This window comes from Acinetobacter sp. 24-47-64, assembly GCF_057737055.1.
In genome coordinates, this window is the sequence record NZ_CM173215.1 from 2146876 (window position 1) to 2171183 (window position 24308).

General features: G+C 38.8%; 21 protein-coding genes and 1 tRNA gene. 9 read left to right on the forward strand and 13 right to left on the reverse strand.

The genetic code is table 11. The features are described from left to right. Positions 1–67: 67 nt before the first annotated feature. The 5 genes from AC1M85_RS10275 to AC1M85_RS10295 form a co-directional block, all read right to left on the reverse strand. Positions 68–1234, reverse strand: coding sequence for a type III PLP-dependent enzyme (locus AC1M85_RS10275; RefSeq protein WP_481588508.1), 1167 nt, complete (start codon positions 1232–1234; stop codon positions 68–70). 119 nt (positions 1235–1353) lie between these two features. Continuing rightward, positions 1354–1587, reverse strand: coding sequence for a phosphopantetheine-binding protein (locus AC1M85_RS10280; protein ID WP_228133240.1), 234 nt, complete (start codon positions 1585–1587; stop codon positions 1354–1356). Between the two features lie 2 nt (positions 1588–1589). Then, on the reverse strand, positions 1590–2234 hold the full coding sequence (locus AC1M85_RS10285) for an isochorismatase family protein (RefSeq protein WP_488213017.1): 645 nt from the start codon (positions 2232–2234) through the stop codon (positions 1590–1592). A gap of 15 nt (positions 2235–2249) precedes the next feature. Further along, positions 2250–3914 (reverse strand): (2,3-dihydroxybenzoyl)adenylate synthase, encoded by a 1665-nt coding sequence (locus tag AC1M85_RS10290; protein WP_488213018.1) that lies wholly within the window; start codon positions 3912–3914, stop codon positions 2250–2252. A 1-nt stretch (position 3915) separates the two neighbouring features. Next, the gene (locus tag AC1M85_RS10295) at positions 3916–5145 is read right to left on the reverse strand and encodes an isochorismate synthase (RefSeq protein WP_488213019.1); all 1230 of its coding nucleotides are present in this window, start codon (positions 5143–5145) and stop codon (positions 3916–3918) included. Between the two features lie 160 nt (positions 5146–5305). Between AC1M85_RS10295 and AC1M85_RS10300 the strand changes: the two genes are divergently transcribed. Further along, complete coding sequence (locus AC1M85_RS10300) at positions 5306–6076, forward strand: SDR family oxidoreductase (RefSeq protein ID WP_488213020.1); 771 nt, start codon at positions 5306–5308, stop codon at positions 6074–6076. A gap of 37 nt (positions 6077–6113) precedes the next feature. Here AC1M85_RS10300 and AC1M85_RS10305 read toward each other — a convergent pair whose 3' ends face one another. Beyond that, positions 6114–7436: a condensation domain-containing protein gene (locus AC1M85_RS10305; RefSeq protein WP_488213021.1), complete on the reverse strand. Its 1323-nt coding sequence runs from the start codon at positions 7434–7436 to the stop codon at positions 6114–6116. Between the two features lie 232 nt (positions 7437–7668). Between AC1M85_RS10305 and AC1M85_RS10310 the strand changes: the two genes are divergently transcribed. The 5 genes from AC1M85_RS10310 to AC1M85_RS10330 are packed head-to-tail and all read left to right on the forward strand — an operon-like array spanning position 7669 to position 12308. Next, the gene (locus AC1M85_RS10310; RefSeq protein ID WP_481609390.1) at positions 7669–8478 is read left to right on the forward strand and encodes a siderophore-interacting protein; all 810 of its coding nucleotides are present in this window, start codon (positions 7669–7671) and stop codon (positions 8476–8478) included. Positions 8479–8515: 37 nt separating this feature from the next. Further along, complete coding sequence (locus tag AC1M85_RS10315; RefSeq protein WP_488213022.1) at positions 8516–9466, forward strand: ABC transporter substrate-binding protein; 951 nt, start codon at positions 8516–8518, stop codon at positions 9464–9466. A gap of 1 nt (position 9467) precedes the next feature. Then, entirely contained in the window at positions 9468–10505 is a 1038-nt protein-coding gene (locus AC1M85_RS10320) for a FecCD family ABC transporter permease (RefSeq protein ID WP_488213023.1), read from the forward strand. Between the two features lies 1 nt (position 10506). Further along, positions 10507–11523, forward strand: coding sequence for a FecCD family ABC transporter permease (locus AC1M85_RS10325; protein ID WP_488213024.1), 1017 nt, complete (start codon positions 10507–10509; stop codon positions 11521–11523). Further along, the gene (locus AC1M85_RS10330; RefSeq protein ID WP_488213025.1) at positions 11520–12308 is read left to right on the forward strand and encodes an ABC transporter ATP-binding protein; all 789 of its coding nucleotides are present in this window, start codon (positions 11520–11522) and stop codon (positions 12306–12308) included. Before AC1M85_RS10325 ends, AC1M85_RS10330 begins: the two co-directional genes overlap by 4 nt. A gap of 89 nt (positions 12309–12397) precedes the next feature. On the opposite strand, the gene AC1M85_RS10335 is transcribed toward AC1M85_RS10330, so the two are convergent. The 7 genes from AC1M85_RS10335 to AC1M85_RS10365 all read right to left on the reverse strand — a co-directional run bounded on the left by AC1M85_RS10335 (position 12398) and on the right by AC1M85_RS10365 (position 20537). Continuing rightward, positions 12398–12670, reverse strand: a complete 273-nt coding sequence (locus AC1M85_RS10335; protein ID WP_481607099.1) for a hypothetical protein — start codon at positions 12668–12670, stop codon at positions 12398–12400. A 101-nt stretch (positions 12671–12771) separates the two neighbouring features. Continuing rightward, positions 12772–13779: a fimbrial protein gene (locus AC1M85_RS10340; protein ID WP_488213026.1), complete on the reverse strand. Its 1008-nt coding sequence runs from the start codon at positions 13777–13779 to the stop codon at positions 12772–12774. Then, the gene (locus tag AC1M85_RS10345) at positions 13776–16289 is read right to left on the reverse strand and encodes a fimbria/pilus outer membrane usher protein (RefSeq protein ID WP_488213871.1); all 2514 of its coding nucleotides are present in this window, start codon (positions 16287–16289) and stop codon (positions 13776–13778) included. Before AC1M85_RS10345 ends, AC1M85_RS10340 begins: the two co-directional genes overlap by 4 nt. A gap of 98 nt (positions 16290–16387) precedes the next feature. After that, positions 16388–17098: a fimbrial biogenesis chaperone gene (locus AC1M85_RS10350; RefSeq protein WP_488213872.1), complete on the reverse strand. Its 711-nt coding sequence runs from the start codon at positions 17096–17098 to the stop codon at positions 16388–16390. A gap of 100 nt (positions 17099–17198) precedes the next feature. Beyond that, positions 17199–17732: a fimbrial protein gene (locus AC1M85_RS10355; protein WP_488213027.1), complete on the reverse strand. Its 534-nt coding sequence runs from the start codon at positions 17730–17732 to the stop codon at positions 17199–17201. 584 nt (positions 17733–18316) lie between these two features. Further along, a tRNA-Ser gene (locus AC1M85_RS10360) sits at positions 18317–18406 on the reverse strand. 97 nt (positions 18407–18503) lie between these two features. Beyond that, positions 18504–20537, reverse strand: a complete 2034-nt coding sequence (locus AC1M85_RS10365) for an oxidoreductase (RefSeq protein ID WP_481607101.1) — start codon at positions 20535–20537, stop codon at positions 18504–18506. A 426-nt stretch (positions 20538–20963) separates the two neighbouring features. Here AC1M85_RS10365 and argG point away from each other — a divergent pair, with 426 nt between their 5' ends. The 3 genes from argG to rnt all read left to right on the forward strand — a co-directional run bounded on the left by argG (position 20964) and on the right by rnt (position 24205). Then, entirely contained in the window at positions 20964–22304 is a 1341-nt protein-coding gene (gene argG / locus AC1M85_RS10370) for an argininosuccinate synthase (RefSeq protein WP_092765981.1), read from the forward strand. A gap of 225 nt (positions 22305–22529) precedes the next feature. After that, positions 22530–23564, forward strand: a complete 1035-nt coding sequence (pyrC, locus tag AC1M85_RS10375) for a dihydroorotase (protein ID WP_092766254.1) — start codon at positions 22530–22532, stop codon at positions 23562–23564. Next, a complete protein-coding gene (gene rnt / locus AC1M85_RS10380) occupies positions 23549–24205 on the forward strand; it encodes a ribonuclease T (protein ID WP_035266446.1) in 657 nt (218 codons plus the stop codon). The genes pyrC and rnt overlap by 16 nt, the downstream gene beginning before the upstream one ends. Positions 24206–24308 lie beyond the last annotated feature (103 nt).

A 24308-nucleotide genomic window follows, 5' to 3' on the forward strand; every position in this document is an offset into this window, starting at 1 on the left:
GAGGGTTAGGCTATGTGGCTCGCAGCTTGAGCGACTGACTACCAACCACATAGCATCATTCCTAAAATCAATCTAAATAGAACGTTTTTAAAGGTGGATAACCATTAAATTCGACCGAAGCATAAGAGGTTGTATAAGCTCCAGTACTTAACCAATAAAGTCGATCTCCAATGCTCAAGTTTTTAGGTAACTGATAAGGCACTTTTTCATACATGATATCTGTTGAATCACAGGTCGGTCCTGCAAGCACAACACTTGAATGTTCATGTGCTGAATGCATTTTAGGTGTATATATAGGATATTTGATCATTTCACCTAAAGTTTCAATTAGTCCATTAAAGACGCCCACATCCGTGTAGACCCATCGTTTATCATCATGTGCTGATTTATTGGCGATAAGAACAATCTCTGAAACAATCACACCAGCATTACCCACCAACGATCTGCCTGGCTCCAAAAATAATATCACCTGATCATCAAAGTGTTCATCAAGATAGCGTTGAATCTCGTGCGCATAACTTTGAATACTGTCAACATCAGCTAAGTAATGTGCTGGGAAACCACCACCCAAATTGATTAATTGTAAACTGATACCGTATTGGTCTTTCAAAGTATTAAATATTTGCTTCACTACCGTTAAAGCTGAACGCCATACAGTGACATCACGTTGCTGACTACCGACATGGAATGACACGCCAAAGGGTATTAAACCCAATTGTCTAGCTTTCACCATTAAATCAACCGCCATATCTGGGTGGCATCCAAATTTACGTGAAAGTGGCCAATCTGCTGTACCTCCCGACTCTACCATTGCCCTGACAAAGACTTTAGAGTTCGGTGCGAATTCGGCAATTTGTGCGAGATCTGCTTCCGCATCGGTAACAAATAAACGGATTCCTTTTCGGTAAGCGTATTCAACGTCTGAAGCTTTTTTAATAGTATTACCGTATGAAATACGATCTGGATGAATTCCACATTCAAGCGCTTTGTCTAACTCATAAATTGATGCAACATCAAAATATGAGCCAAGTTGATCAAGTTTATGAATAATTTCACGACCTGGATTTGCTTTCACTGCATAATAAATATGGGCTTTTGGAAAGCTATTTTGCAACTCAATAAATTGAGTTTGCACTTGATCTAAATCAACAACTAAAAAAGGGCTTTGCTTTGTTTCGGCAAAATTTTGGATTTTTTTCCATTGTTGATCAGAATAGTATTTTTCTAATTGCATGTAAGATCCACTCACGTTAGCGAATAATTTAACGAAAATGGCCTTTGGCTATAAGTACTTTGGCTAGGGCCGTTGATTGTGCATGTGTTGATTCTCAAGGTATGCACATTAGTCTTACATCAATCTCTATTCAATTTAAGACGATCACTCCATTCATTCAACGTTGGCTCCTCCACCAGATCTTGAAATTCAATTTGAAAGCCTTTTTCACGTAGCAATCCAACCAGCGTCATAAGACTGACTGAATCAAGTCCTAACATAAATAAATTATCTTCCTGCTGAATTTCATCTACAGGTAAATTCAATTGATGTGCGACCATATTTTTTAACTCAAGCATGCTTAATTCATTCATGATCATTGCCCCTGACCTAAGGCGTTAATCACAGTCTGAGTATCCATGACTTTTGCACAGCGCCCAGTCGCATACTTTAGTGCAAGATCATGTTCTTCTCGGCTAAAATCCGCCAAGGCATCACCCACCATAAACGCTTGAATATCCAGCATAAATGCTTCCGCAGCTGTTAATAAGCAACCAATATGGGCATATACTCCACAAATCACTAATTGATCGCGATTGGCTTTTTTGATTTGCTGCTCAAAATCACTTTTTTTAAATGCGCTATAGCGCCATTTTGTCAGCACGGTGTCTTCATTTTTTGGTTGAAGTGGATCAATAATTTTGGTCAATGCTGGATCAGCTGACAAACCTTTACCCCAAAAATCCGTTAATAGTTGACGATGTTCTTGCGTCTGATCTCCAGGTTGTGCGGTGTAATAGACTGGAATTCCTAGTGCATGTGCCTGATCAATAAGGGCTTTACAATTTCGGATTAATGTGGGAATGGGCGCTTGGGTCTGATCGTAAAAATCTAAAAAATATTGCTGAACATCATGTACCAATAAAACCGACCGTGACGCATCTAAAGTCCAATCAACTTTGTTAACTGGAAAATCTTGAGCAGATGGCATGGGATAACTTGCAATACGTGGGATTGACATATTTTATTTCCTTCGTTAAATCGTGTCTTCGGTGAGGCGTTTTCTGAGTTGTTTCTTGTCGATTTTGCCCAATGACGTATAAGGCATTTCTTCAATAAATTCGATGCGATCTGGGATCTTATAGGTCGCCAGACCGTATGCTTGAACGAATTGTCTAATTTGCAGTTTCAGCCTTGTTTCTGATGCATCTTGATCGTTAGGTCGCCATTGAATAAATGCACAACTTTTTTCTCCTAACTTTGGATCTGGTTGTGCAACCAAGGCGGACAAGATGATTTGTTGGTGTTGATTTAAAACCTGTTCGACTTCTTCCGTCGCGATTTTTTCACCGCCACGATTAATTTGTTCCTTACTTCGCCCTTCAACAATAATATTGCCTTCTGGCGTTAATCGAACTAAATCACCAGTGCGATAAAATCCATCTAAGGTAAAAGCACTTCGGTTATGTTCTGAAGCCCGATAATAACCTCTAATGGTATAAGGGCCGCGAGTTAAAAGATGCCCCACCTCACCCAACGGCAGCTCGTGATCCTCCTCATCGACGATTTTAATTTCATCATCTGGACTTATACGGGAACCTTGGGTACCTATAATGACTTCTTTCGGATCATCGTAACGCGTGTAATTCACCAAGCCTTCTGCCATACCAAATACTTGTTGTAATCGGCATTGGTATTGATCAATCAACTTTTCAGCTAAAGCATCTGGCAACCTTGCTCCACCGACCTGTAAAGCCGTTAATTTCATAAAAATATTTGTTGCGCCGTTTTGAACTGCTTCAGCCCATGTTGCTGCTAATGCAGGGACAAGAGCAACATGCGTAATATGGTGCGCTTCAATGAGTGGAAATGCAGTTTGGGGAGAAGGATCTTTCGCTAAAACAAGTGTTCCACCTGCATAAAATAGACCCAATGAACCAGCCGAACTCATACTGAAATTATGTGCTACTGGAAGCACCATAAGCATACGGCTTGCTGTATCAAGCTCACAAATATCTGCACTGGCACGAACACTATACAAATAGTCATCATGTGTTCTTGGTATAAGTTTCGGTGTGCCAGTACTGCCCCCTGAAAGTTGAAAAAAAGCCACATGGCGAGCCGTTATTTTGGGCTTTGAAACCATATGATTTTTAAACGATGTAAGATTCGGCCAAGGATCAAAATCGCCTGCATCACCAACGACAATCACTTGCTGTAAAGTCGGACATCTGCGCTGGCACTCTTGCGCTAAGGATCTGTAATCAAAGCCTAGATGCTTATCTACACAGATATACAATTTGGCATCTGTTTGCAGAATAAAATGACTTACTTCGGCATGACGGTGTGCTGGTAAACTCATCACTGGTCGCATCCCTATCCGCAAAGCTGCAAAATAAGCAATAAAAAACTCTGCTATATTTGGCATTTGAATCACAACAGCATCTGCCAGCCCATAGCCTTGTTTAGTCAAGAAGACTGCAAATTGTTCAATATTTTGATTCAGCTCTTGATAAGAATACTGGCGATCACCACAAATCAATGCCACCTGATTGGCAAATTTCTGGGCTGATTCTTGAAAAAACTCTGAAATGGTTTGACCTTTCCAATATCCCTTTTGAATGTACCGTTCTATGAATTCTTCTGGGTATGGCACGATCCCATCCCAGAGCAAAGACTCGTCATTTACATTTGCATTCATTTTATTCCCCATGATTTAAGTGCTGAGAATCGAAACCCAATGCATTTAACATCGTTTTAAATTTCACGATGGTTTCTGACAGTTCACTGTTCGGCTGTGAAGCTTCAACAATTCCTGCACCCGCATAAAGACGCGCATAATGGTCAAAGATTCGCCCACAACGTACATTCACTGCCCAAGCACCATTCCCTCGGGCATCACACCACCCCATAGTTCCTGCGAATAGGTTACGGTTAAAAGGCTCTAGTTCCGAAATCAACTGGCGAGCCATAGGGGCTGGTTGTCCACAGACTGCTGGCGTTGGATGTAAAATTGAGACCACATCAAAGATATGTTGCTCTGGATCTTTCAACGTTCCCTGAATTTTGGTCGCTAAGTGCCAAACCGCCTCTGTTTTAATCAATGAAGGTGATTTTGGGATATTGAGCGTTTTACACAAGGGAGCGAGTTGATCTGCAATGGCTTCGATGACTACGGCGTGTTCATGCTGATCTTTTTGCGAAGCAAGCAATTTTTCAGCTTGTTGTTGATCCAGTGTTGGATCTGGATGACGTGCTAATGTTCCTGCAACTGGATGGCTAAACAAATATTCATTTTGCTTCGCAACGAGAAGCTCTGGACTTGCCCCCATAAACCAACCAGATTGTTTTGGGTTTTGGGCCAACGCAAATGTGTAGCCATCAGGATTAGAGGCCAACAACTGGTAAAATAAATCAATAATATTAATTTTGTGTTGGGTTTTAAGATCAATTGCCCGAGCCAATACTGCTTTTTCAAGCGGTGATGACTTCATCAATTCAACCAATTTAACGACACCAGCAATGTATTCCTCTTGTGCTGGGATGAGAGTCGCTTGCACTTGATCATTCAGAGAAGACTGAGCCGATTGATCAATGCGCTCATTTACAAATGTGTTTTTTGCTTCCGCAATCGAGATTTCTGGTAAATCTCGATGATCAAAAGGCAAGCTCCCGACCAAAATAAGATCTTTATTCGCTGTTAATTCGATTTTTTTTTGTAGTGCAGATTTTGCTTGTTCAAGCCACTGTGCTTGCTGCTGATTAAAATTTAAATGAGAAGCTCGATCAAATTCGATATGTTCAACTAACTTTTTACTTGAAATGGTCCCCGTTGGCGTTGCGAACACGAAGCCAGGTTGATCTTCCTCAATTAACTCTTCCTTTTTTATGCCTATCATATTTTGAAAAACTGACGGTTCTATTGGCAACATATTTGTTCTCACGATTATCTGTTCGCACTGCGTGCATCAAACTTTCAACATTCACAAAAGGACAACCTCTAGGAGTTGAACGCAACCAATATAATAATTATTATTCCCAATTGAAAATGATTATCGTTTCAATTTGTTAATAAAATTAAAGGATACTTAAATGAGTTTATATATCGTGACGGGTGCAGCCAGAGGAATTGGTGCTGAAATTTGTCGTCAACTATTGCAGAAGGATCATCAAGTCATCGCAATTGATCGGATTGATGACATCAATCAATGGGAACTTTTTAAATTAATTCCTGAAGCATCACTCAACCATCTAGACCATATCAGCTGTGACATTCGTAAGACCAATGAGATTATTCAGCACATTGAAAATTCTATACTTTTTAAAGGCACGATCACGGGGTTAGTGAATGCTGTCGGGGTCTTAGAAATGGGATCTTTATTAAATACATCTGTTGAACAATGGCATGAAAATTTGTCGATAAATTTCATTGGCCCTGCCGAACTTAGTCGTTGGGTCGCTCACCAAATGATTCCGCAAAGAGAAGGTGCGATTGTGAGCATCAGTTCAAATGCAGCCCTCATTCCAAGAATGAATATGGGTTTGTATGCAACGACCAAAGCTACAGTGAGTCACTATTTTAAAAATCTTGCGTTGGAACTTGCGCCTCACAATATTCGCTGCAACTTAGTTTTACCTGGCTCAACCCTTACACAAATGCAAAAACAACTATGGACTGAGGATCGCCCTCCAGCAGGCATTGTCAACGGAAATCTAGAACAATTCCGAAATGGTATTCCATTGCAAAAGATTGCTGAGGCTGAAGATATTGCCAATGCCGTGATGTTTTTACTTTCAGAGCAAGCAGGCCAAATCACAATGCACGAATTAGTGGTTGATGGTGGAGCAACTCTAGGCGTGTAACAGCCCTATTGCCTCATTCAAAGGATAAACTGCCAGACTATTCTGGCAGTGGTTTGTGAATTTGAAGTTGTTCAAAAACAAGTTCTGGTTGAGCTAACCAAGTTTTCATCATCTCCATAAAATCATACCAATAAGCTTTGAGACTCGGCACATCATAAAGTTCTTTATGTCCGTCAACAGCGAGATACAAACGCTCAATACCATTAACAAACTTATTGGTAATCGCGGTATCAAAGTCTTCAATTGGGCCAGCGGATATAGTTGTTTTTGTTAACTTACACCCTTCGAAATGTTCAGGTAAAGGATAAGGAATCCAATTCACAATAGGTCCAAATAAGATATTTTCATAGGGATCAAAATCTTCTAATACAAATCGCATTTGCTCAAAATAGCTTTGCTGATGCGGTCGAATTTCGGCAAACCTTTTCGTTAATAATAAAATGATTTCTTTTAAGTTTTCTTGTCCAGTAATGCCCAACCTCAATGGCAGGATATTCATGACTAAGCACGGAATACGCATAGATGAAGTACCCAACCGAGACATAAAAGGTACCCCAAAGCATTGTTGAGGATCTTTAGACTGTTTTATTAAATAACTCATCATCACTGCCATGACGATAAGAGCACTGGGCAATTTTAATTCAGTTGCTAATGCATTTAATTGTAGCTGTGTAGGCCAATCAATTACCTCTTGATAACGTGGCCCTTGTGAAAATGGTTCTTTTAATTTTCGTTTAAGTCGTTTCTTAGGGGCTTTCTCATATGAAAAATTAGCCTTCCAAAAGTCTAAATCTTTTTCAGCTTTTTCAGAGTGAAGGTAGCGCTGTTCTTCTGCAATAAACTTTTCATAATGATCGAATCCTTTAATTTTTAATTCAGTACCATTTTTGAGAGATTGATAATAATCAATAAATCGACTAATCATCAGTCCGTAAGCGTAGCCATCTAATGCAACGTGATGCGCTTTAAAAAATAATCCATACTTTTGCTCACCTAAGTGTGCAAACACATAGTCATATAAATGACCCGATTCTAAATTAAATGCTGGTTCTACTTCTTTTTCAGCCCACTCTAAAATTTCCTCCTCATCAAGCTGAGATAAATCAACGAAGCTAGGTTTCCGTATCGTCACATCATCTACTCGATAGACGTATTCGCTCTGAACTAAAGCTCGCCAATGAAGCGATTTAGCTTCCTTTAATGTGAGATAAACTGCTTTTTGAAAAAGCTCTCGATCTAATGGTCCCTCAATAACCAACCACTCCGCCGTATGAAAAGGATAACTGCCATGATAATGATGTCCTTTCCACATACTGTGTTGTGCACGAGTTAATAGATCATGGGATTCATTGATTTGCATAAGACAACCGCATACATTTAATTTTCATTATAAAATCAAAGCTTTACAAAATATCCTAACCTTCATATTTTGTGATTACACTTTGGCACAAAAAGATTATTAAATATAATGATTATCATTTGCAAATTTAATTTGTTTGATTTAGATTAATAACCATTCAAATCTGTCGACTGACGCATGTATTACTGTATCGACGATCTTCACTCCATTGATAAGTACAGAAGATTAAATAATGACGACACAATCTCCTCCTCTAGCTCGACATATTTCTGTCCATTCAACAGAACAAATTTCCACTCATTTACAGCGTATTAGGTTTAAAAGTGAAGATTTCACAGGTTATGCAAAATGTGATGGTGGTGCGCACATCAAATTGTTTTTTCCTAACCCTGATCAACAAGCTCCTGACCTCCCGTTTCGAAATTCTTTAGGCAAAATTACGTGGCCAAATGGAAAGAAACCAATTACGCGGACATATACTGTTCGAGATTTCGATGAAGAACAGCAACTTTTAGTCATCGATTTTGTAAGACATGAAGATTTTGGTATAGCGGCTGATTGGGCAAAGCATGCGAGTCCAGGTGATCTGTTAGGTCTAGCCGGTCCAGGAGGACCAGCACGTTTTAAAATCGATGCAGAATATTGGATTTTTGTTGGAGATCTTTCAGCAATCCCGATGATCGCTGCCTCGCTTGAACAATTACCAAAAGACGCTCATGGTGAAGTTTGGATCGAAATCGAAGATGATTCAGACCAAATACATCTGAATAAACCTGAACACATTAAGCTTCATTGGTGCAAAGGCCCTCATGAATTGAATAATAACATCCGTCATTCTTTGCAAAACTTAGACTGGAAAAATAAAGATATTTCAGTATCACTGGCGGGTGAAAATTCAACGGTGGTTGAACTTCGTAAAATACTGAGACAAAACTTTCAGCTACCCAAAAGCAATTTATATGCTGTGCCTTATTGGAAGCAAGGTCACAACGAAGAGGCTTATCATGAGGAACGCCATCAAGTGATGGATGCCGTTGAATAAGTGAATAGAATTATTTTAATGAAATATGTAGAAAGATATGAAATATAAAATTGCAATTATATTGAGTGCTATCACTCTCTTCACAGCATGTTCTCAGTCGAATGAACCTTCTTCACGAGACAGTAAAGCGACGGTTGAATCTCAAATAAATACGACACGACAAATTGAAGATGCTTTAGGTCGTCAAGTTACGATTCCTGTTCAGCCACAACGTGTTGTGGTTTTAAGTGAACTTGATTTGGATAGTGCTATTGCGCTTGGAATAAAACCTATAGGCAGTAGTTATGTTCGAGGTCAAAGTAATTTTCCAGATTACCTCAAAAATGAAACACAACAAATCGCCTCCGTCGGTAACTTTGGACAACCGAGCATGGAACAAATTCTCACGTTACAACCTGACTTAATTATTGCTGGAAGCATGATTGATACACAAATGATTAATCAATTGCAGCAGATTGCACCCACTGCAGTCAGTTTTGCACGCGGAGAGCCATGGAAAGACAGTTTCAAAAAGGTCGCTCATTTATTAAACAAAGAACAACAAGCCCAAAAAGCTCTAGAAGCGTACGATCAATATGCGCAAGAAGCTCAACAGAAATTACAAGCTCAACAAGGTCAATCAGTCAGTGTCATTCGTTGGACAGCCAATGGACCTGTGTATATGCTAAATGATTCATTTGCGAGCCAAGTTTTAAAAGATATTGGCTTAACACGACCTCAACATCAGCAACAACCAGGTGCAAGCCATACGCCTCCAATCAGTCGAGAGCGTTTTGATCAAATTGATGCAGACTGGCTCATCATTGGCAATCATCTAAACTCGGAAAAGCAACTGGCAGAACTAGAAAAATTACCAGAATTCCAACGTCTTAATGCTGCAAAAAACAAGCATTATTTCGTGGTTGATGCATCTATGTGGACTGGCATAGGTGGACCACATGCTGCTCGACATGCCATTGATGATGTAATGAAGCATCTCCATAATTAATATGCTGACGAATGCTACAACTGTACTTGACCGATTCCCGCTGATGGGAATCGTGCTTAGCTTGATTATTTTATGTTGCGCTGTTTTGTCGATCGCGTACGGCGCTGGTCAGCCCTACTTTACAGACAGTTTGCAACTTATTCTTCAGGCACTAAGTCAATGGTCCTTAGAACCAATCACTCCCCTATTGGAAATTAGAATTCCACGTACTATTGCGGCGGTGAGTGTCGGATTAGCTTTAGCGATCTCAGGCGTCATCCTTCAAAACTTGCTTAAAAACCCTTTGGCTGATAGTGGATTAATCGGAATCAATAGTGGTGCATCTCTTGCCATTGTTTTGGCCATTGTTCTTCAAATGGATACCTTCGGACTATTTTTTTGGGCGCTGATTGGAGCTTTAGTGAGTGCATTATTGGTCTTTGCCATCACCCCTCGTCAAATGACAGATCATAGCTCACTTACACGTTTAGTCTTGGCTGGACTGGCAATCACCAGTACATTCCAAGGTTTTATGGCTGCCATTCTTCTGAGTTTCCAAAATGGTTTAGATGACTATCGTTTTTGGGTTTTGGGTTCGCTCAATCGCGTTGATATTCAATATCTCGGTCTTGCACTAATTTTAATGGCGATCGGACTCATCATCGCTATATTGGTGATACGCCCCCTGGGTCTTAGCTTAGTTGGTGATCAACTGGCGAATAGCTTAGGCTTAAATACGAAACTACTTGATGCATTCTGCATTTTAGCTGTGGTTTTATTAACTGGAAGTGCCGTTGCATTAACAGGACCAATTGCCTTTTTAGGCTTGATTGCACCTTACTTTGCACGAGCTATTGGTGCTCAGAGTATTCAGAAACAGCTCATCTATAGTGGACTATTTGGCATGTTGTTGTTGCTGATCGCGGATATCATTGCACGTGCAGTCGTGCAACCTTTCGAAGCCCCTGTCAGTATTCTTTTAGCCTTATTAGGTGCACCTATTTTGATATGGATGGTGCGTCAAAATAACTTACAAAATATCATTCAGGCGGAGAAATAATATGTCTTCTCTGTTGAGTCGTTTAAAACAAAAATCAATGATAAAGGCTTGGATAATCATTCCGATTCTACTGATATCACTTAGTTTATTTAGCCTGATGTACGGTGAAATCACATTAAATTTGAATACGCTATGGAATGTATTTACAGGCAATGCGTCAGCTGCACATCAACTTCTCGTTGAAAAGATTAGATTACCACGACTTTTGGCAGCCTTATTGATTGGCGCTGCACTCGCCTTATCTGGTCTCATTCTTCAAATTATCACCAAAAATCCTCTTGCGAGCCCAGATGTTTTTGGTATCAGTGACAGTGCAGTGCTTGCTTTGGCATTCACCATTCTCCTCTCAAGTTCTAGTATGTTAGGTCAATGGTGGCAAGCATTAATGGGTGCGATCTTCTGTGTTTTTTTTATTTTAATTGCTTCAGGCGGTGTGGGAACACAAGGGTATCGTATTTTGGTCATCGGGGTCGGAATTGCAACACTCATGAAAGCCAGTTTTGACCTTATCCTTGCGACACTGCCAGTAATGCACACCAGTAATGTTTTAATTTTTAGTAGTGGTAGTTTGATTGGTCGAAGCTACAGCATCTTGCTACCAACTTCGATTTTTATCATGCTGCTTATCAGTATTATTGTGCTGTGGCGGCGACTATTTAGTGCAATGGTTCTCCCTGATTCTGTCATTGATAGTCTAGGAGAACCCTTATCTAAAATTAGACTGATGCTCATTATTATTGCTGCGTTTCTCGCTGGGACCGCTGTCAGTATTGCGGGCCCCATTGGATTCGTGGCTATTGCCGCACCAATCATCGCATTTAAATCATTTCCTCATCATTTATTTCCGATTTTCCCAACCATGTGTATTGGTGCATTAATGGTTTTAAGTGCCGATTTACTTGGAAAAAATTTGCTTGCCCCTGTCGAAATTCCCGCAGGCATTATTAGCGGCATGGTTGGTGGTCCACTGTTGTTGTGGTTGTTATATCGTCATTCTAAAAGTATGAGTCGTACATGAGTTTAATCATCAATCAATTAGGTGCTGGATATAATCACCATCAAGTTTTGAAGGGTATCAATGCTGAATTTCAGCAGGGTCAAGTCATCGTCCTCATTGGTCCAAATGGCTGTGGAAAATCGACCTTGTTAAAATGTATTGCTCAAATTCATCCATATGATCAAGGCCAAGTCATTTGGGAAAAAAATCAACTGAATTTACTCAGTAAAAAGTTGCTCGCTAAGCAACTCGCATTACTTCCACAGCATGTAACTGCACCCAACGGCATGACAGTTGAGCAGTTAGTAAGCTTCGGTCGTTTTCCACATCAAGGTTGGTTTAAACGACTCAACATCGAGGACCAAAAAGCGATTGATGACGCTTTGTCTGCGACCCATTTAAGTGAATTAAAAAATCAAAATTTAAGTAATCTATCAGGAGGTCAACGTCAACGTGCATGGATCGCAATGGTACTCGCACAACAAACTCCTTTAATTCTTTTAGATGAACCAATCAGTATGCTCGATATCGGTCATCAAGCCGATATTTTAAATTTAGTCCGCTCTCTAGCCTCACAAGGTAAAACCATAGTGATGGTTCTACATGAATTAGCCACTGCTGCACGCTGTGCCGATTTTCTAGTTGCCATGAAAGATGGTCAAATCATTGCACAAGGAAAATCAGAAGATGTTCTAACAAAGCAATTAGTCCATCAACTCTATAACTTAGATGCTGAAGTCAGACTGGTTGAAGATGATCAACTCAAAAAAAGGTTACTGGTCATCCCAAATAAGTTTGGTGATTAATCTTCAATACCAATTCAATCCATCTCCATTAATGACAACGTAGATTTCTTATGGAAGAGCATTATTCCATTGCAAGCTTTTGAGATTAATTAGTGGTAATAAACTGAAATCATTTTCTTATCTTGCCCATTTACATTGCTTACTTGAACCACATAATGATCTAAACTTAAACGATCATCTTGAGTCACTTGATGATCTTTTAACTGCTGAATGAGTTCATGTAATTCAATACAATATTTTTCTAAAGAACTTTCAGAACAGCTATAATTTTCAATGACTGAACCTTGAAATTCAATATTTTGAGCATGCACGACGTGCACCGAAATGACCATATTTAGAATAAGTATAAATAATGATCGCATTGCCTTTCCCCAATAAAGCATACGATCTTTAAATTACATAAAAATAAAGTTAAAACAATATTATAAATTAAATATTTTTTATTAATGTGAACTACATATCACTATTGATATTGGATTGTGACCGTTGCCTGACCTCTCACACGACCAGGTTCTACTTGGTTTTCAACTTGGATATAGCGTGCTTTCAATGGCAAGTTATATTGAACCGTTTGATTCGAGCTCACGGTGCCAAGTTGTATTTGCTCACCTTGAGTAATAACTTTATTTTGATTTTGATAATTGGAAATTAATTGTGTATTTACACCTTTGGCTCTGACATTTGACGCTGCATCATTTACGATTGAATTATTTCCAGTTGAAGTGTAATCAAAGCTTAGGCTAATTCGGTTTGTTTCTGTCACACTCGTCGGATTATCTCCACCATTACATAAGATATTCATATCAAATGCCTGCTCACCCGCTGTAGATCCAACACCTTTAAAATCAGATTTATTTACTGTAGGTAAATTCACCGTTTTATTGATATTTCCTTGGATCTCACATGAACTTGAAGCAATCGTAATCGCATTACCATATACTGTGCTGGTTAAAAAAGCTTGCTGAGGATAGCCCTCTACATAATAAGTACTATAACGTCCCGGTGCTATTACACCTGAACCCGTATTCACTGCAGTTTTGATAATTTCGACAACAAAAAAACCATTATCTAAGTTATAAGTTGTATTAGCCGTTAACCTACGAGTGTATGGATAATAACCTGAAAAATTTTGATTATTTGCGGCTTCACGATAAAGCCTAATCCCAATACCTGGAATATTGGTTTCATAAACTGAATCCCCAGCGGGACTCAACTGACCATTTTGAATCAGTCTTGCATTAATATTTACAGGATTTCGATCACACCGAATACTTGAACCATTCGGTGAAATTGGAAACGTTTTTTTGGTTAAAACTCGGCCTACTGGATCAGATGGTCTGACTACGACTCTGCCAACAACCATGCTAATATCAACTGTTCTAAAGTTAGCTTGAGGTGTACAAGCTGCTTGAACAGAAGTTATGGCAAAACCTGAGAGTACAACAGCACCTATTAAAATATTTGTTTTCATTGACATAGAGCCTCTGTCGTAATCATATTTTCAGACTGATGCGCAGTGACATCATATTGGATTTGGCAACGATCATCTGGCTCATAACCCCAAACGATGTTTAAAGTATCTTTGAGTGCTGCAGTTCTGACATAAACCAAACCACCTTGAGCAACTAAACCAATGCTTTCTTGATTAGAATTGAATACTTCTGCTGCAAATGGTAAAGACTGTCCATCTTTTAGCGCACTTTTGATATAAATTGCCTTCCCTGATTTAGTCGCAAAATTCACTTTCGTTATCGCGCCTGAATAAGGTGCAATTCTTTGACTTGTTTCCATTAACTCTACATCTGTCGACATCTCTTCAGGGTTCAAGCTAATGTCATTCAGACGATATGGTGTGACATAAGGAATAATCGCATAACCAGATTTATTAATTTCTAAACCTGTCGAATTATTTACTTTTGCACCTGAGGCTTCAGGGGCATACACCAAGACCATCGTTTGCCCCTGATCTGGTCCAAAATGTACGCCATCACGGTGTACAACTACATTGCCTCGGGCTGTGACTAACATTTGTTGATATTGATCCGCCAAACTATAAGACGCGCCAAGAGTTGAATAATTTGTTCGATATTGTACATTAGTGTTAAAACTTGGATTATTGCCATAATCAGCGGAAGTCGAAAATCCGTAATTGAATTTTTCACCCACTGTACCACTCGCACCTACATTAATACGATCTTGCGTGGTAATTGAACTTAGATTTAAAGCGCTCTTTTTAAATGTTAGTGGCAAAGAAAGCGTCAGCATATACTCAGTATCGCTGCTACGCATATTCGTATTGTTATTTTCTAATTCTCGTTTAATGGCAGATAAACCATACGTCAGCAAATTATAAGTATTACTGTAGCCAACTTGATATTGTTTAGACTTTTGGTTGGTGTTCCAATAATCACTCCAAGAACCTGTAGCATAGAAATTGCCTAAATTATCTGGTAATCCTTGGTTTAACGTGATGGTAAACTCACTTCTCTGCTTACCTACATGACCTGAGCTTACACCCTTTTCATCCAAATCTTGGATTAAAAAGGCATCGCGTAGTTTCAAAAAGTTTTCAGTTGAATAACGATAAGCAGCCAAAGTTAAATTCGTATTCGTCGGGCTAATTAATTTGCTGTAACTCAAACGATAACTTTGTCCACTTTGATCTTTTCTTCGATCAAACTTAGCATCAGATTGCGTGATATCAATTGCAATCGCACCAATTGGTGTCGCAAAAGCTGTACCGACTAAATATGCCTGATAATTTTCAGAAAATTGTAGCCCTGTATAGGCTGTAATATAGTTATTGATCCCATGTTGATATTTTGCCTGACCAACCCATGGATCTAAATCAATATCCTTATCTCTAAACTCACCTATCGTAAATGAATAACGATTCATACCAGGTCTTAGCATTTGTACAACTGATGCATAAGGTACAGAAAAGCGCTGAATTTGACCGTCAGATTCAATGACTGAAACTTCTAATTCACCACCAAAGCCAGTGGGATAAAGATCATTAATTTCAAAACTACCCGGTGCAACTGTAGTTTGATAAATAATTTGACCTTGTTGTTTAATTTCGATTTTAGCATTCGTACGAGCATTACCACGAATTCGGGGCGCATAACCCGTCATGCTATTGGGTAACATCCGTTCATCACTTGTGAAATCTAGACCGCGATAACCTACAGAATCAAATAATTCACCATTGGTAAAATAATCACCGAGTGTCAACATACCTCGATATTGGGGAAAGGCACGTAGTACATAAGTCGTGACTGCATCGTAACTACTTTTATTACTCCCCTGATCTTCGTGATCAGACCATTTCCATTGACCATTATGACGGAGTTGCCACCCACCTAAATTTGCACCAGTTGCCAAAGACATGAAGGCATTGTTAATCTCAGGATTGGTTTCAGAGTTATTTTTTGTTTTATATGCTGAGGCACTGTATGAAATAAATCCAGCATTAATCCCTCGATCCCAAGCACTTGGGTCGATGTAGCCCTGAGCATTTTGTTGCATCGCAATTTGAGGGATAGAAATATCTAGTCTTAAACGAGCAGAATCAAACTCATAAAATGCATTTTTCACCCAATTTTCAATACGCTGACAAGATGTCGAAGTAGAATTAGACGGCTCAAAGTTTAAAATCTCTTTTTTGACACCAAACTGCATTAATGTTTTTGCATCAAAACACGTATAAGCATTTGCTGATTTATTATTTAATTTATTCTTGAATACAACTCGATGCTTACGATACCAGTTACCATTTACGTAAACATCAACATTATATTCACCTGGCAAAATAGGATTTCCAAACTTAAACCTATCTGTATTAATTGATTGTGCGTTTTCACCAATCAAAAAAGATGAGTCAAATTCCACACCATCCGCTGATGATTCGTTTGAAATCTCTTCACCATGTGCTGGCGTTAAATAAGTAAATCCGAAGGTTATAGCCCCCAAAATAATCATAATTGTTGGAAGTTTTTTTTCATCATATTGTTTTTGGTTACGGATCAGCATATTTTTGCCTACCTATTAATATTTAATAGGGATATTGATTCATTAATTTATGGATTTAGTTTCAAATCAGTCTGAATGCGCCCACCAAAATCATTAATCGTTGTAAAGCTCAACTTACTATGAGTGATAGCTGACTTTAGATTTACATTTTCACTTGATTTGGGGCTCACCATGAGCCCTTCTTTCATCAAATCCACCAATTTTCCATTAGTTTGTTGGCTTAATATCGATGTGATTGTGACGTGATAAGCCGTTGGATTAATCACTTGGAGTTGATTACCCACTTGCTTCCATTGCAATTTTGCTGGAGCTTCTGCAACCTTATCTTTCAAATTTGAAGGTCGATAAAATAATTTAATTCTTGAGCGTATTGCCAGTTGTAAAAAGTTATCTGGTTCCATGCTTTCAGCATTGGCTTTAGGTTTAGGCGGAATATCTAAAACATTCAACCAAAACACAGTTTCTTGTTCACGACTTAATGATTTTGCATTTGGCAAAGCCGTGATTCGAAGCGATTGACTCTTAGTCGGATCAACACGCGAGATTGGAGGTGTAATAATGAAGGGAGCTTTAGATTGTTCAGGCTTACTCTTTGGATCACCCTCATCAATCCATGCTTGTACCAATGATGGTTTATCACCATTGTTAATGACCTGTAGTGTGATTTCTCTTGCATCTGCTGGGTATATTGCTCTTGTTCCATGAATAATAATTTCAGCATGAGCAAAACTTGTCGAAGCCAATACCCCCAACATCATCGTTTTTATTTTAAATGAACCTAGCATGCAATTGATCTCTACTTAATACATTTGATGAGAGTCAAGTTAATTAATAACTTAACTCTATTCTCAAAAAAAATTATTGATAAATAATCGTATATTGAACTGAAGTAGTTACAGGACCTGCTGTAGAAGCACCAGTCGCATAGTATTCTGCATAGTAGTCAAGTGCAGCAGTTCCACCATCGACAACATCAACCCACTGAGAGTTAGTTTGCGCACCGTTCGCACCAGCCTGCTGAACTAAAATAGGTTGGTTATTGCTTCCTAACAATTGAACTTGTACGTTTTTAGCACCATTAGCATCTTGGTTATTTAAACGACCAGTATTGAAATCAACCGTTGCACCAGGTTCAAAATAAGTTGCAACTTTACCTTCTGAACAGTCACTTAGATTGATCGTGAACGGTGTACGGCCAGCGACTTCACCAGCTGTAGCAAGCGTTTGTTTTGAAACTGTAGGTAGAGTTACAGTAAAATTTTTTCCCTGTGGCGTTACAATGTCACAAGTCTTATCAGTAACTAAACCGTTGATTGTAATTGTTCCATCAGCTGCATTTGCTTGTGCAATCATAGCTAATAAAACTGCTGAAAATAATGCGATTTTTTTCATTGGTCTTACTCTAATTTGAGGAATGGTGGGATGTTTCAAAAATGTCGATTAGTATGCAAAAAATTGCAAAAGCATGGTATTACATTACAAAATAAGTGTAAATAAAGTCACATTTTGCCATTTTAATTAAAATCATTACACATTTGTAAATTTCTCTTTAACTCTTTATTTATTATTAATTAATTATTCATGTATTTTTTTGTAACTATGATTTTAAAAAATTTAGTTTAATTACTCTATAAAATTAATAATTTTTAAAATATTTACATATATTAATACGATATCATGAAATTTTTAATTTAGAGAAACTTTGTCAAGATCACATCATAATTCTAAATATGAAGAGATGAAGAGATGAAGAGATGAAGAGATGAAGAGATGAAGAGATGAAGAGATGAAGAGATGAAGAGATGAAGAGATGAAGAGATGAAGAGATGAAGAGATGAAGAGATGAAGAGATGAAGAGATGAAGAGATGAAGAGATGAAGAGATGAAGAGATGAAGAGATGAAGAGATGAAGAGATGAAGAGATATTATTTTCTCTCATAAAAAAAGCCCTGACAAATGTCAGAGCTTTTTGAATTTGGCGGAAGCGGTGAGATTCGAACTCACGGAGGACTCACACCCTCGTCGGTTTTCAAGACCGGTGCATTAAACCGCTCTGCCACGCTTCCATGTGCGCCATAATACGAAGCTTTTCATATCATGACAAGTAAAAATTACAATCAAACCATTCAAATGAATATAGTTTCACCAAATGATTCAAATTTATTAAATTTTGGCTGCAATTTCAGCACCTTCACGAATCGCACGCTTAGCGTCAAGCTCAGCAGCAAGCTTTGCACCACCAATAATATGATATTTCGCTAAAGTTGTTTCAGTCTCTGATGGCATAATCTCTTTAACAGATTCTTGCCCTGCACAAACAACGATAGTATCGACTCGTAATAATTGATCATGCCCACCAACTTCGATCCACAGACCTTCATCACTCACTGATTTATATTGAACGCCACGCAACATTTTCACATGATGTTTTTTTAATTGGGCACGATGAACCCAACCAGAGGTTTTACCTAATCCTATACCCAAAGGCGTTGTCTTACGTTGCAATAAATATATTTCGCGAACTGGATGATCCACTTCAGCAGGTTGTAAACCACCTTCAGAAACATACTGAACATGTGGATCAACTCCCCACTCACGTTTCCATTCTGCCAAAGGTTGTGGCTGTGGCTGATGTTCAGGTTTTAATAAAAACTCTGACACATCAAATCCAATACCACCAGCACCAATTACTGCTACCTTTTGACCCACAGGCGCACCTCTTAATACTTCTGCATAAGATAAAACTTGTGGTGCATCACTTCCTTCGATCTTCAATGCACGTGGTACAACGCCTGTCGCAACAATCACTTCATCAAAGCCTTCACGCTCAAGCTGTTCACGATTAACTTTAGTATTTAAACGAAGTTCAACCCCAGTACGCTCAATTTGGACTTTAAAATAGCGAATGGTTTCATGAAATTCTTCTTTCCCAGGAACAACTTTCGCTAAGTTGAATTGTCCCCCTACATCATTAGTGGCTTCAAATAAAGTAACTAGATGACCACGACTGGCAGCAACAGTCGCTGCCGACATTCCAGCTACACCACCACCCACAACAGCTACTTTTTTTGGCTTCTTGGTTTTTAAATAAACCAGTTCAGTTTCATAGGCTGCACGTGGATTCACTAAACATGTGGCACGTTTATTTTTGAAAGTATGATCCAAACAAGCCTGATTACACGCAATACACGTATTGATTTCATCAACACGATTAGTTGCCGTTTTATTCACCCAGAAAGCATCCGCCAATAATGGACGAGCCATTTGAATCATGTCGGCTTTACCTTCAGCCAAAATAGCTTCGGCAGTTTCAGGCATATTGATTCGGTTGGATGCAATCACAGGCACAGACACATGTTTTTTCACCTCTGCGGTATAATCTACAAATGCCGCACGAGGAACAGAGGTTACAATTGTTGGAACACGAGCTTCATGCCAACCAATACCTGTATTCAATAATGTGATACCCGCTTCTTCTAGCGCTTTAGCAACCGTGATCACTTCATTCATTGTATTACCGTCATGAACTAAATCGAGCATAGATAAACGGAAACAAATGATAAATTTTTCGCCAACTTTCGCGCGAATTGCCTTAACAATTTCAACTGCAAAGCGCATACGGTTTTCTATTTCCCCGCCCCATTGGTCTGTACGCTGATTGACATGACGACTCATAAATTGGTTCAGCAAATAGCCTTCTGATCCCATGATTTCGACACCATCATAGCCAGCTTTTTTCGCGATACTTGCTGTAGCCGCATAATCTTGAATCGTATCCAGAATTTGTTTTTCTGACATCTGACGTGGTTTAAATGGTGAGATCGGCGATTTTATTGGGCTTGCAGAAACCACAAATGGTTGATAACCATAACGCCCTGAATGCAAAATTTGCATTAAAATTTTTGCACCATGTTTATGAACTGCATGTGTCACTAATCGGTGTGGGGCAACATCACCTAAGGTATTCATTGTGCCACCAGCTGGAAGCAGCCAGCCCTGACGGTTAGGGGAAATACCACCTGTAATGATGAGACCTACGCCCCCTTTAGCACGCTCACCAAAATATGCTGCTAATTTAGGATAATTATAAAAACGATCTTCTAGACCGGTATGCATCGATCCCATCACGACACGATTTTTTAGGGTAGTGAAACCAAGATCAAGAGGTTTTAATATATTTGCATAGCGAGTTGTCATGGCAATTCCTTATTTTATGGGCTTTGCAACTTGTTGCATAAAACTATACTTCTTTTTTCATAACTGTTTATGGCAATTTTTTTCTTTTTCTATAATAAATTACCAACTATTGAATTAGATATTAATATTCAATCACTTACAAAAAATATTTTTCATTAAGTTCGCATTGAAAAATTGCAATAAAATAAATTGATGCATAAAAATCTTTACAAATACGCTGTGTTATTTTCAAGAGGAATCATGAATTAGATTAAGACTTGCTTATTACTTTTGAGTTTTGACGAAATATTGCTATTTATTCAAATATTTTTGCACCACGTATCTTTTTTTAAAAAAAATTACCAACGAAAAGTGCTATAATTGAAGAAATATATTTTTCAGGTTACCAATTTTCTAGGTGCCTATATTCTATCGTTAGGATGAACAATGTCTGATAATGCAACTATCTTACAGAATGTACCTGTAGGCAAAAAAGTTGGTATTGCCTTCTCTGGTGGTCTTGATACTTCTGCTGCTTTATTGTGGATGAAGCAAAAAGGTGCTGAACCTTATGCGTATACAGCAAACTTAGGTCAGCCAGATGAAGATGATTACGATGCTATTCCAAAGAAAGCTGAAGCTTATGGCGCTGTTAAAGCACGCTTAGTGGATTGCCGTTTACAACTTGCATTAGAAGGTATTGCAGCAATTCAATGTGGTGCATTCCATATTTCTACAGGTGGTGTACCTTACTTCAATACAACGCCACTTGGTCGTGCAGTCACAGGTACAATGCTTGTTACTGCGATGAAAGAAGATGACGTCAACATTTGGGGTGACGGATCTACTTATAAAGGTAACGACATTGAGCGTTTCTACCGTTATGGTCTATTAACGAACCCAGCACTTAAAATTTACAAACCTTGGTTAGACCAAACATTTATCGATGAGCTTGGTGGCCGTGCAGAAATGTCACAGTTCCTCATCGACAACGGTTTTGACTATAAAATGTCAAAAGAAAAAGCATACTCAACAGACTCAAACATGCTTGGTGCAACTCACGAAGCGAAAGATCTTGAGTATCTTGATGCTGGTATCAAAATCGTTGAACCGATTATGGGTGTTGCATTCTGGAAAGAAGACGTTGAAATTGCACCTGAAGAAGTTTCAATCACATTTGAAGAAGGCTTCCCTGTTGCTCTTAACGGTCAACGTATTGAAGATCCAGTTGAGTTAATTCTTGAAGCGAACCGTATCGGTGGTCGTCATGGTCTAGGTATGTCTGACCAAATCGAAAACCGTATCATCGAAGCGAAATCTCGTGGTATTTATGAAGCTCCAGGTATGGCACTTCTACACATTGCTTACGAACGTCTTGTGACTGGTATTCATAACGAAGATACCATTGAACAGTACCGCATCAACGGTTTACGTTTAGGTCGTTTACTTTACCAAGGTCGTTGGTTCGACTCACAAGCGCTTATGCTTCGTGAAACTGCGCAACGTTGGGTTGCTAAAGCAATCACAGGTACTGTGACTTTAGAACTTCGTCGTGGTAACGATTACACCATTATGAACACTGAATCTGAGAACCTTACATACGAAGCTGAACGCTTAACCATGGAAAAAGGTGATTCTGTATTCACGCCAATGGATCGTATTGGTCAATTAACCATGCGTAACCTAGACATTACAGATACACGCGCTAAGTTAGGAATCTATACTGGTGCAGGTTTACTTGCTGTCGGTACAGGTTCTGCTGTTCCACAACTTAAAGACAAAAACTAAGATTTAGTTTAGTCCCAAAAAACCGCGCTTTGAGCGCGGTTTTTATTTGGACGTGAAAATCTATTATTGTTCCCTAGATGGATAATGACTCATTCATCTAACGTATGCCTCATTTCCATATTAATCAGCACAAATAGATGTAAAACCCCTTTTATCGGCTTTTGTCGTTATCAATTTCAAGCAATATCGATTATCATCTATGTTATTTTTTCAGTAAGACTTGCCTTGAATACGATCACTTTAATCCAGCCAGATGATTGGCACGCTCATTTAAGAGATGGTTTAGCACTTCAACGTACTGTTCCTGATTTGGCGAAGCAATTTCATCGCGCAATCTGTATGCCAAATACAGTTCCACCTGTAAAAACTGTGGAAGAGGCACATGCCTATCGTGAAAGAATCATGGCGCATGTTCCTGAAAATGTAAAATTCGATCCTCGTATGGTGCTTTACTTTACGGATCATACTTCTCCTGAAGAAGTACAAAAAATTAAAAAATCTCCATATGTAAATGCAATTAAGCTTTACCCTGCTGGAGCAACCACGAATTCTGATAATGGCGTTAGTGATATACGTAAAGTGTATAGCGTCATTGAGCAACTTGAAGAACATCAGGTTCCTCTCTTACTCCACGGCGAAGTAACACATCATCATGTTGATATTTTCGATCGTGAAAAACGTTTCTTAGATGAAGTTTTAGCACCGCTGCTTAAACAATTTCCAAAATTGAAATTAGTTTTAGAACATATCACCACAAGCGAAGCTGCACATTTTGTACTTGAGCAAGATCGCAACGTGGCAGCGACGATTACACCACAACATTTGTTATTCAATCGCAATGACATGTTGGTTGGTGGTGTTAAACCGCATTTCTATTGTTTGCCAATTTTAAAACGCCAGACACATCAGCAAACTTTGTTAGAAGTCGCAACAAGTGGCAACCCTAAATTTTTCTTAGGTACTGACAGCGCTCCGCATTCTAAAAATGCGAAAGAAAATGCCTGTGGATGTGCGGGATGCTATAGCGCTCCAACTGCAATTGAATTGTATGCTCAAGCATTCGATCAGGTCGGTAAAATTGAACGTCTTGAAGGTTTCGCTTCATTCTTTGGTGCGGATTTCTATGGTTTACCTCGTAATACTGAAACCATTACATTGATCAAAGAAGATCAAGTGATTCCTGAAAGCCTTGAATATTTAGATGGCGAACAGATCATTCCTCTTTATGCAGGTAAAACAATTCAATGGAGAAAAGTGTGACCACTGAAACATTACCTGTCATCGGTCAACGCTTCCGCGGGTTCCTACCCGTGGTTGTTGACGTGGAAACAGCTGGTTTTAATGCAGATACTGATGCATTGCTCGAAATAGCATGTATTCCAATCATTTACGACGAGTCTGGAAAGTTTGTACCTGGTCAAGCGCATCATGCACACATCAATCCATTTGAAGGTGCAAATTTAGATCGTCGCTCACTCGACTTCATTGGCATTGATCCTTTTAATCCAATGCGTGTAGCGATGGCAGAAGATGAAAAGTCTGCACTTAAACGTATGTTTAAAGCAATTAATGAGGTACGCAAACAACAACAATGCACACATGCTGTGCTAGTTGGACACAATGCTCATTTTGATCTTGGTTTTTTAAAAGCGGCAATTGCACGTACTGGAACTAAGAATCAAAATCCATTTCATAGTTTCTCGGTTTTTGATACGGTGACTTTGAGTGCTGTGATGTTCGGACAAACTGTTTTGGCTAAATCATGTATTCAAGCTGGTATCGAGTTTGATGGTAAAGAAGCCCACTCTGCTTTGTATGACACACAGAAAACAGCTGAATTATTCTGCTATATTTTAAATAAATTAGCGCCCCATTTACTTGAAACACTCGTTTCAGAGTAAAAATCTTTAAATACCCCAATATTTTAGAAATCTTGATCATCCTGTGGATTGATCTTAATTGAAAAGTATTGGGGCTTTTTGTTCCAATTTTTAACTATCGCTT